This window comes from Rhodococcus sp. LB1, from assembly GCF_001583455.1.
GTDB lineage: Bacteria > Actinomycetota > Actinomycetes > Mycobacteriales > Mycobacteriaceae > Rhodococcus_F > Rhodococcus_F opacus.
This window is the reverse complement of the sequence record NZ_LTCZ01000184.1, coordinates 1-8,645: the sequence shown is the minus strand read 5'-3', so window position 1 is coordinate 8,645 and position 8,645 is coordinate 1. Positions and strand designations below refer to the sequence as shown.

Sequence of the window (8,645 nt, the reverse complement as noted above, 5' to 3'; positions counted from 1 at the left end):
GGCGCCGGAGCGAAATGCTGGCTGGTAGACGATGCCGATCTGGCGAGACTGACGGCGGATCTGCCCGAACAAGCGAGTCCGGTCGACCGCGCCGACACAGATACCGCCGTCGTCCTGCACACGTCGGGAACGACCGGCAAGCCGAAGGGGGCCGAGCTCACCCATGGCGGCCTCAACCGCAACCAGGAAGTCGCCGCGCGCACCCTGCTCGAACTCGGGCCCGACGACGTCGTGATGGGGTGCCTGCCACTCTTTCACGTCTTCGGGTTGACCTGCGGGCTGAACACGTCGGTGGCGGCGGGCGCGACCCTCACGCTGATCCCCAGATTCGATCCGCACAAGGCCATCGAGGTGATCGAACGCGACGCAGTCACGGTGTTCGAGGGCGTGCCGACGATGTACTCGGCGCTGCGCGGTGAGGCGACGAGATTTCGTTCGTCGGCGACGGAGACCCTCCGAGTCTGCGTATCCGGCGGCGCGTCCCTGCCTGTTCAGGTTCTCACCGATTTCGAGAAGATGTTCGGTGCCACGATCCTCGAGGGCTACGGGCTGTCCGAGACCTCCCCGGTAGCCTCCTTCAACCACCCGCACCGCGAGTGCAAACCCGGCTCGATCGGTACCCCGGTCGAGGGTGTCGAGATGCGGATCGTCGACCTGATGGGCCACGAGGTCCCGCAGGGTGAGCTCGGCGAGATCCAGATTCGGGGTCACAACGTCATGAAGGGGTACTGGAACCTGCCGGACGCCACGGCGGCGGCCCTCTCGGCCGATGGCTGGTTCTCGACCGGTGACGTCGGCAAGGTCGACGAAGACGGCTATTTCTACATCGTCGACCGCAAGAAGGACCTGATCATCCGAGGTGGCTTCAATGTCTACCCCCGGGAGCTCGAGGAGGTGCTCTACGAGCATCCGGTGGTGGTCGAAGCTGCGGTGATCGGTCTTCCGCACGACTCACTCGGCGAGGAGATCGGCGCTGCGGTCGTCCTCGAGGACGGCGCACGGGTCGATCCCACCGAACTGCGGGACTTCGTCAAGCAGCGAGTTGCCGCCTACAAGTACCCGCGCCGCCTGTGGATCGTCGACAGTCTCCCGAAGGGAGCGACAGGCAAGATCCTCCGCCGCGAGGTGGCCGTTCCGACAACCGAAAGCACCAAGTAGTCATGACGAACCCGACCAACAGCCCCGACGCGCTCGCCGCGCCGTTGGACCTCCTGCTGACCAGCTCCACTCGAGGATTCGCCGGCCGAATGCTCCCGAATGGGGCCTGGGCCCGCTTCGGGGTCAATCTCACCAAACGGCAGCGCACTCTCGCTCACCGCGGCACCGCCCTGGCCCGCGAACTGGGCACGATCGCCGTCGGAACCTGCGAACGTGTCCCCGCGAAGGGTGACAAACGCTTCGTCGATCCGGCATGGCAGGGCAACCCCCTGCTCGAGCGAACAATGCAGGCGTACCTGGCGTCGGCGGAGACGGCCGACAAGCTGTTCGACGATGCCCAGTTGGATTGGCGAGACTCGGAGAAGATGCGGTTCGTTCTCGACAACATCATCGAGGGGTTGGCGCCGACCAACAACCCGTTGATCAGTCCGGTCGGCTGGAAAGCAATGATCGACACCGGCGGACTGAGCGCCGTGCGCGGACTGAAAGCCTTCGCCCGCGACATGCTGTCCCAGCCCAGGATTCCGGCGATGGTCGATCCCGACGCGTTCGCCGTAGGCGAGACCGTCGCCACCACCAAGGGGGCGGTGGTGTTGCAGACCCGGGCATTCGAGCTGATTCACTACGCGCCGCAGACACCGAAGGTGCGCTCGATCCCGCTGCTGATGATCCCGCCGGTGATCAACAAGTACTACATCATGGACATCGCTCCCGGTCGCAGCATGATCGAGTACTTCCTGCAGCAAGGCCAGCAAGTGTTCGCGATCTCGTGGCGCAATCCCCAAGCCCGGCAGCGTGATTGGGACGTCAATACGTATGGCGCGGCGATCGTCGAGGCACTCGATGCGGTGCAGACGATCGCCGGGACCGAGAGCGCGCACCTGCTGGCGACCTGCTCCGGCGGCATCCTCGCCGCCATGACCGCCGCCCATCTCGCTGAGATCGGCGAGGGAGATCGGATCGCCGGACTCACGCTCGCCGTCACGGTGCTCGACCAGAGCAGAGCCGGCTTCGCCTCGGCCGCAATGAGCGAGCGAGCAGCGCAGGCAGCCATCCGAGCGTCGAGGTCCAAGGGATACCTCGACGGACGGGCGATGGCCGAGGTGTTCGCGTGGCTGCGACCGACCGACCTGGTGTGGCGGTACTGGGTGAACAACTATGTGCAGGGCCGCTCGCCCGCAGCCTTCGACGTGCTGTTCTGGAATGCCGACACCACCCGGATGGCGGCAGCGCTGCACCGGGACCTGGTTCTGATAGGGCTACGCAACGCGCTGACCACCCCCGGGGCGGTGAGCATGCTGGGGACCCCGGTCGACCTCTCGAAGGTCACTGCGGATTCGTACGTCATCGGCGGCGTCGCCGATCACATCTCGCCCTGGCAGGCCTGCTACCGCAGTGCCCGCCTGCTCGGCGGCAAGGACAACCGGTTCGTCCTCTCGTCGAGCGGCCACATCGCGGCGCTGGTCAACCCGCCGGGCAACCCCAGGTCCTCGTTCCGGATCGGCCAAGTCGATCAGGACACGGCCGAAGACTGGGTGCAGACGGCCGAGCAGACCACCGACTCGTGGTGGCCGGACTACATCAGTTGGCTGGCCGACCGCAGCGGCGCCGAAATCGATGCACCGCAAACCCTCGGCGGCGCGGGGTATGCACCCGTCGCCCCAGCGCCCGGCACCTACGTGCACCAGAACTGACACCACCTGAGAGACGACGATGACCACACATATCGCCAACCCAGCGGACCTGCTCGACCTGACCGGACAGACCCTCGGAACCACCGACTGGTACGAACTGCGACAGGACCAGGTGAACCTTTTCGCCGACGCGACCGGCGACCACCAGTGGATCCACACCGACCCGGAGCGGGCAGCCCGGGGGCCCTTCAAGGGGACGATCGCGCACGGCTACCTGACGCTCGCGTTGGCCCCGCGCGTACTCGCCGATGTCCTGACCATCGACACCGTCCAGGCCGCGCTGAACTACGGGCTGAACAAGGTGCGGTTCCCCTCGCCGGTGCCGGTCGGTGCCAAACTCCGGGCAACGGTGACCGTCACGTCGGCCCAGCACAAGCCCGCCGGCGTCGAGGTCGTGTACGGACTGACCTACGAGGTCGACGGCACCGAACGCCCGGCCTGCATCGCCGACGTCGTGGTGCTGTACCGATGAACGCGGCCATCGAGACCGAGAGATACGTCGAGGCCGCCGGTCAGCGGATCCGGGTCAGCATCCGGACCGGATCCGCCGGCACCCGAGGTGTGCCGCTCGTCCTGTGCAACGGCATCGGGGCCAGCTACGAGGTACTCGATCCGTTGGTCGCTCAGCTGGATCCACAGATCACCGTGATTCGATTCGACGTTCCCGGCACCGGCGGATCCCCTGCATCCGCTGCTCCCTACGGGTTCGCCTACCTGGCGTGGGTGCTGGGGCGGGTGCTGACCACACTCGGCCTCGGCGTCGTCGACGTGCTCGGGTTGTCCTGGGGTGGGGCGCTGGCACAGCAGTTCGCCATCCAGAATCCGCGCCGGTGCCGGCGACTGGTCCTGGCCGCGACCGGCACCGGCGCACTGATGGTTCCGGGCACGCCGCGAGTACTGGCCAAGATGCTGACACCGCGCAGGTTCCGCGACCCGGCCTACGCGGCCTCGATCGCCGGTGACCTGTACGGCGGCACCGCGCGCCAGCAGCGCGACGACGTCGCCGCGCTCTTCCTGCAGCAGCTGCACGCCGGATCCAAGATCGGGTACGTCCATCAACTGCTTGCCGGGGCGGTGTGGACGAGCCTGCCCCTGCTGCCCGCGATCAGGCAGCAGACCCTCCTCGTCGCGGGTACCGACGACCCGATCGTGCCAGTTGTCAACGCCCGAATCATGAATCAGCTGTTGCCGCACGCAACCATGCATCTGCACTCCGGCGGACACATCGACCTGATCACCAACGCCACCGAACTCGCGCCGGCGATCACGACCTTCCTTCAGGACCCAGGAGTAAGCCCATGAGCCCGAATCCGAACACCGACACGTCGGATTTCTATGCATTCGAACAGATGCTCTCCGACTCAGAGCGCGCATTGCTGCACTCCGTGCACGATTTCATGACCACCGAGGTCGACCCGATCATCAACACACATTGGAATGCCGGAACCTTCCCGTTCGAGATCGTGCCCGGACTCCGGAAGCTCGGCATCGCCGGTGTGCCTTACCAGGGCTTCGGCTGTGCCGGGCGGAGCTACCTGCTCGACGGGATGATTGCGATGGAGCTGGCTCGCACGGATTCCTCGATCGCCACCTTCAACGGCGTGCACGGCGGCCTGGCCATGGGATCGATCTACCTGTGCGGTTCGGACGAACAACGCGAACGCTTCCTCCCCTCGATGGCACAGTACGAGAAGATCGGATCCTTCGGGCTGACCGAACCCGACGTAGGTTCCGGTGCATCGGGCGGGCTCACCACGACTGCCGAACGCGACGGTGACACCTGGACTCTGAACGGGCAGAAGAAATGGATCGGCAACGCGACGTTCGGCGATCTCACGGTGATCTGGGCCAAGGACGTCGCCGACGGCCAGGTGAAGGGATTTGTCGTCGACAATTCCTCGCCCGGATTCACGGCGGACAAGCAGGAGCGCAAGATCGCCCTGCGGATCGTGCAGAACGCGCTCATCACGCTCGACAACGTGCAGGTTCCGGAGCGCAACCGCCTGCAGGGCGCGAACACGTTCAAGGACACCGCCGAGGTGCTACGACTGACACGCGCGGGCGTGGCCTGGATGGCGGTTGGATGCGCGCGCGGCGCGTACGAGAACGCGCTGAAATACGCCTGCGCCCGTGAACAGTTCGGCAGGCCGATCGGCGGGTTCCAGCTCGTGCAGGACCTGCTGGTGCGAATGCTCGGAAACATCACCTCGTCCTTGGCCCTGTGTGCGCGGTTGTCCCAATTGCAGGACCAGGGGGATGCCGAGGACCGGCACTCATCGCTCGCCAAGGCGTTCTGTACGGTCCGCATGCGTGAAACTGTCGGATGGGCACGGGAGTTGATGGGCGGCAATGGAATACTTCTGGAACACAACGTGGGCCGTTTCGTCGCCGACGCCGAAGCGATCTACTCGTACGAGGGAACCAGGGAAATGAACACTCTCATCGTCGGACGGTCGTTAACCGGACACAGTGCCTTCGTCTGACGATTCGGGTGCGCCGACCCGACGCCGCCCTCACATCTGTGACCGGTATGGCGGCGGTGATGGAGCTCGACGTACGTGTTCTGTCGGCACAGCGCCCGCGCCGGGTCGGCATCTGCATTTTGGACAGGCCGAGGCGACTTGCAGGCTCGCGTCGGCGGACAATGGACCTCGACACAATCGCGACGCTTCACTCTTTCGAAGGAGCACCGATGACTGACACCGCCGTCGACGCCGCGGCATCCCTCCAGGTGACCGAGTACTGGGTTGTCGAAGTGGACCGCCACGACGGGACGTGTTGCACGTTCGGGCCGTTCACCGCCGAGGCGGCCTGGGCCAGAATGGAACACCGGACCGCGCCCACCAGGTTCGCCGCCGTGGTAGGGAAGCGATGAACATCACGGACAGTGCCGACGACATCATCCGGATCCCGGGCGGCCCGGCTAGGAGAGACTGCGTCCGGGGGAGGGGTATGAATGTGACGTTATGTCACGTGGTCCTGGTCGTCGCGGCAGCGCGGGCAGTTCTTCTCGTATATGTAGCCAGCGCGATGTCCCGGGCCTCATACCGACGCTGAAATCGTCCTTCTCTCAACCGAGAATTCGAACTTCTGGTGGCGGGTCACTCTCCGGTCAGGGAGTCGGTGGCGCGACCTCAGGGTCGTGAGACCCGCGTCGTGACGAGTGTCGGTGCGGACCAATTATGGTGCCCTGAAATTTGTTGAGAATTTCAAAGCTATTGCAGAGCAGTGGATATAGGGAAATGAATCGCCGATAGCTGACAGTGCGCCAGGACACTGTCGCAGGAAAATGGACCAGCGGAATACGACAGGGGCCGAGGATGCAGCGTCCTTGTGCCGAGGTGGTAGAGGTCGACCCGCGCCAGATCATGGGCCCGCGGCCGGCGGCCGGGTCGGCACGCCGTACGTCGCGAGCCCGAGCAGTACCCCGGCCAGGGCGGTCGCCGGCGGGGCCAGGGCGGGTGTGCCACGGACCTCTCCTGTGGAGGCGAGCCAGAGGTGCTCCCAACTGGGTAGCGCGATCCATTCGTCCTTGTGGTTGAGAATCCCGGATCGAGGTTGGCGGCTACGTGCTCGTAGACCCCGAACAAGAGCTGGAGTCGGCGGGTCGCGAAGGTTCCGCCCGTCGTCCGCTTCTCCTATCCTTATGGGGTATCCATGTCCCGGTACGCGGCAGACGGGCAGGGTGTTTGTTCGCGGACGGGTTTGGTGTTCACCGAGAGCCCGTGCGTCCTCTCTCATCGCTGCGAACCCGTGGGCGCGGGTTGCGGCAGGTGTGACAGGAGGTATGAGCGGGTCTCGTCGTTTCGATACGAAGGAGGCTGAGATGAGTCAGCCAACTATGGATCCGACCTTCTATCGCAGCGCAGCCGAGGCGGCTGCCGCCCCAATGGAGCAACTGGCCTACGTGGTTGCGTTCGATCGCGCAGCGGAGAAACCTGATGCGCTGAGCGTGATCGACGTGGATCCCGGGTCGGGCACATACGGCCAAGTGGTGGGCTGGACCGAGGTACCCCAGCGGGGCAACGAGCTGCACCACTTCGGCTGGAATGCCTGCAGCAGCGCGCTGAAACACGAGGGTCACCACATGGAGGGGTTGGCTCGCCGGTACTTGATCGTTCCGGGCCTGCGCTCGTCCCACCTGTACGTGTTCGATACTCAGCCCGACCCACGTCAGCCCACCCTGTCCAAGATCGTGGACAGTGCCGAGCTCGCAGCCAAGGCCGGCTACTCCCGACCACACACGTTGCACTGCGGGCCGGACGGCGTGTTCATGACCTGCCTCGGCGGCGCAAACGGATCGGACGGGCCGGGCGGGATCGCATTGCTCGATCACGACACGTTCGACGTGCTCCGGCAATGGGAGACCGACCGGGGTCCGCAGTACCTCGCCTACGACGCCTGGTGGCATCTCAACCAGAACACGCTGATCAGCAGCGAGTGGGGCACGCCGTCGATGATCGAGGACGGGCTGGTACCGGAGCTGTTGCTGGAGAACAAGTACGGCCACGCGATCCACTTCTGGGACCTCGCCACCGGCAAGCACCGGCAACGAGTCGATCTCGGTGCGCAGCATCAGATGCCGCTCGAGCTGCGCCCGTCGCACGACCCGGAGGCCACGTGGGGATTCCTCGGCGTGGTGATCTCGACTGAGGATCTGTCGGCCTCGGTGTGGCGTTGGCACCGCGACGGGGACAGTTGGGCGGTGGACAAGGTGATCACCATCCCGGCCGAGCCGACCGATCCCGACCTGTTGCCGCCTGCGCTGAAACCGTTTGGTGCTGTGCCACCGCTGGTCAGCGACATCGACCTGTCGGTCGACGACAAATTCCTCTACGTCTCGTGCTGGGGTATCGGGGAACTCAAACAGTTCGACGTGCACGACCCAGCCAGCCCCATAGAGACGGGGTCCATCCGGCTCGGAGGGATCGTGGGCCACAGCGCCCATCCGGCAGCACCGAACCAGCCGCTGTCCGGTGGCCCACAGATGGTCGAGATCAGCCGTGATGGTCGGCGGGTCTACCTCACCAACTCCCTCTACGGCGCCTGGGACGACCAGTTCTACCCGGACGGGGTTGGTGCCTGGATGGCCGAGATGCACGCCGATCCTAGCGGCGGAATGACCATCGACGAGGCCTTCTTCCCGCATGACGAGGACTTTCGGGGTCTGCGGGTGCACCAGGTTCGCCTCCAGGGCGGTGACGCCTCCTCCGATTCGTACTGCTACCGGTAGCGGTTGGCGTTGGCCCGCCGTGTCCCGCGCCGTGGGCCCCGAGGCTCGGCTTTGCAGACAGCGAGTCGATCGCTCAGTGCCCTGTCCTCGCGATGGCCGTAGGCGCGCCGTACGGGGATCACGCCCATCGCCGACGCCTGATGCTTGGCAGCCGGATTTCCCGGCTGCCGAGGAAGCCGCGTAACACTTATGGCGACGTGTCCTGGTTGAGGATCCGCTCTACAGGGCGGCTTCCACGCAAAATCGCGTCCGGGTAGAGCTGTGACTGTCTACGTATTCGGGTCGGTCAATGGTGGTGCCGATGACGAGAGCGGTTACCTCGACTCCGGGCGACGGCACGGGCGCAGATATCGGACGTTGCGGGTGCACGCGGTCAGTTCGGAGAGAGCCTGGTGTAGCTGCCCGGTCACGTCCCACACATCGGGGACGAGGTTTCGGCAGGCGATGATGCCGACGTCGAGGTGCCGGCCGTAGGACATGGCGGCGATGGTGATGCCGCCTGCCACGTCGCTGACGGCGGAGACGGGAAAGTTCCCGGTTACCTCGATGCCCGCGGCATA

The 8,645-nt window shown here is 65.4% G+C and carries 8 protein-coding genes; 7 read left to right on the top strand and 1 reads right to left on the bottom strand.

The window, feature by feature from the left end:
• The 7 genes from AZG88_RS24125 to AZG88_RS24095 all read left to right on the top strand — a co-directional run.
• On the top strand, positions 1–1,158 hold a 1,158-nt coding region (locus AZG88_RS24125; protein ID WP_061699457.1), incomplete at its 5' end, for an AMP-binding protein.
• Positions 1,159–1,160: 2 nt separating this feature from the next.
• Positions 1,161–2,852: a PHA/PHB synthase family protein gene (locus AZG88_RS24120; RefSeq protein ID WP_061699456.1), complete on the top strand. Its 1,692-nt coding sequence runs from the start codon at positions 1,161–1,163 to the stop codon at positions 2,850–2,852.
• Positions 2,853–2,871: 19 nt separating this feature from the next.
• Positions 2,872–3,324: a MaoC family dehydratase gene (locus AZG88_RS24115; RefSeq protein WP_061699455.1), complete on the top strand. Its 453-nt coding sequence runs from the start codon at positions 2,872–2,874 to the stop codon at positions 3,322–3,324.
• Positions 3,321–4,154 carry a poly(3-hydroxyalkanoate) depolymerase gene (phaZ, locus tag AZG88_RS24110; RefSeq protein WP_061699454.1) on the top strand — a complete coding sequence of 278 codons (834 nt, stop codon included), beginning with the start codon at positions 3,321–3,323 and terminating at the stop codon, positions 4,152–4,154. Before AZG88_RS24115 ends, phaZ begins: the two co-directional genes overlap by 4 nt.
• Complete coding sequence (locus tag AZG88_RS24105; protein ID WP_061699453.1) at positions 4,151–5,335, top strand: acyl-CoA dehydrogenase family protein; 1,185 nt, start codon at positions 4,151–4,153, stop codon at positions 5,333–5,335. Before phaZ ends, AZG88_RS24105 begins: the two co-directional genes overlap by 4 nt.
• A gap of 209 nt (positions 5,336–5,544) precedes the next feature.
• A complete protein-coding gene (locus AZG88_RS24100; protein WP_061699458.1) occupies positions 5,545–5,727 on the top strand; it encodes a hypothetical protein in 183 nt (60 codons plus the stop codon).
• A 951-nt stretch (positions 5,728–6,678) separates the two neighbouring features.
• Positions 6,679–8,085, top strand: a complete 1,407-nt coding sequence (locus tag AZG88_RS24095) for a selenium-binding protein SBP56-related protein (RefSeq protein WP_061045455.1) — start codon at positions 6,679–6,681, stop codon at positions 8,083–8,085.
• 314 nt (positions 8,086–8,399) lie between these two features.
• On the opposite strand, the gene AZG88_RS24090 is transcribed toward AZG88_RS24095, so the two are convergent.
• Positions 8,400–8,645, bottom strand: a 246-nt coding sequence (locus AZG88_RS24090; protein ID WP_156517603.1) for a WS/DGAT domain-containing protein, incomplete at its 5' end; no start/stop codon positions are given.

Bases quoted from the DNA above. Each gene is read 5' to 3' on its own strand.
- AZG88_RS24095 (WP_061045455.1), top strand. From the start codon at position 6,679: ATGAGTCAGCCAACTATGGATCCGACCTTCTATCGCAGCGCAGCCGAG.
- AZG88_RS24115 (WP_061699455.1), top strand. From the start codon at position 2,872: ATGACCACACATATCGCCAACCCAGCGGACCTGCTCGACCTGACCGGA.
- phaZ (WP_061699454.1), top strand. From the start codon at position 3,321: ATGAACGCGGCCATCGAGACCGAGAGATACGTCGAGGCCGCCGGTCAG.
- AZG88_RS24105 (WP_061699453.1), top strand. From the start codon at position 4,151: ATGAGCCCGAATCCGAACACCGACACGTCGGATTTCTATGCATTCGAA.
- AZG88_RS24100 (WP_061699458.1), top strand. From the start codon at position 5,545: ATGACTGACACCGCCGTCGACGCCGCGGCATCCCTCCAGGTGACCGAG.
- AZG88_RS24120 (WP_061699456.1), top strand. From the start codon at position 1,161: ATGACGAACCCGACCAACAGCCCCGACGCGCTCGCCGCGCCGTTGGAC.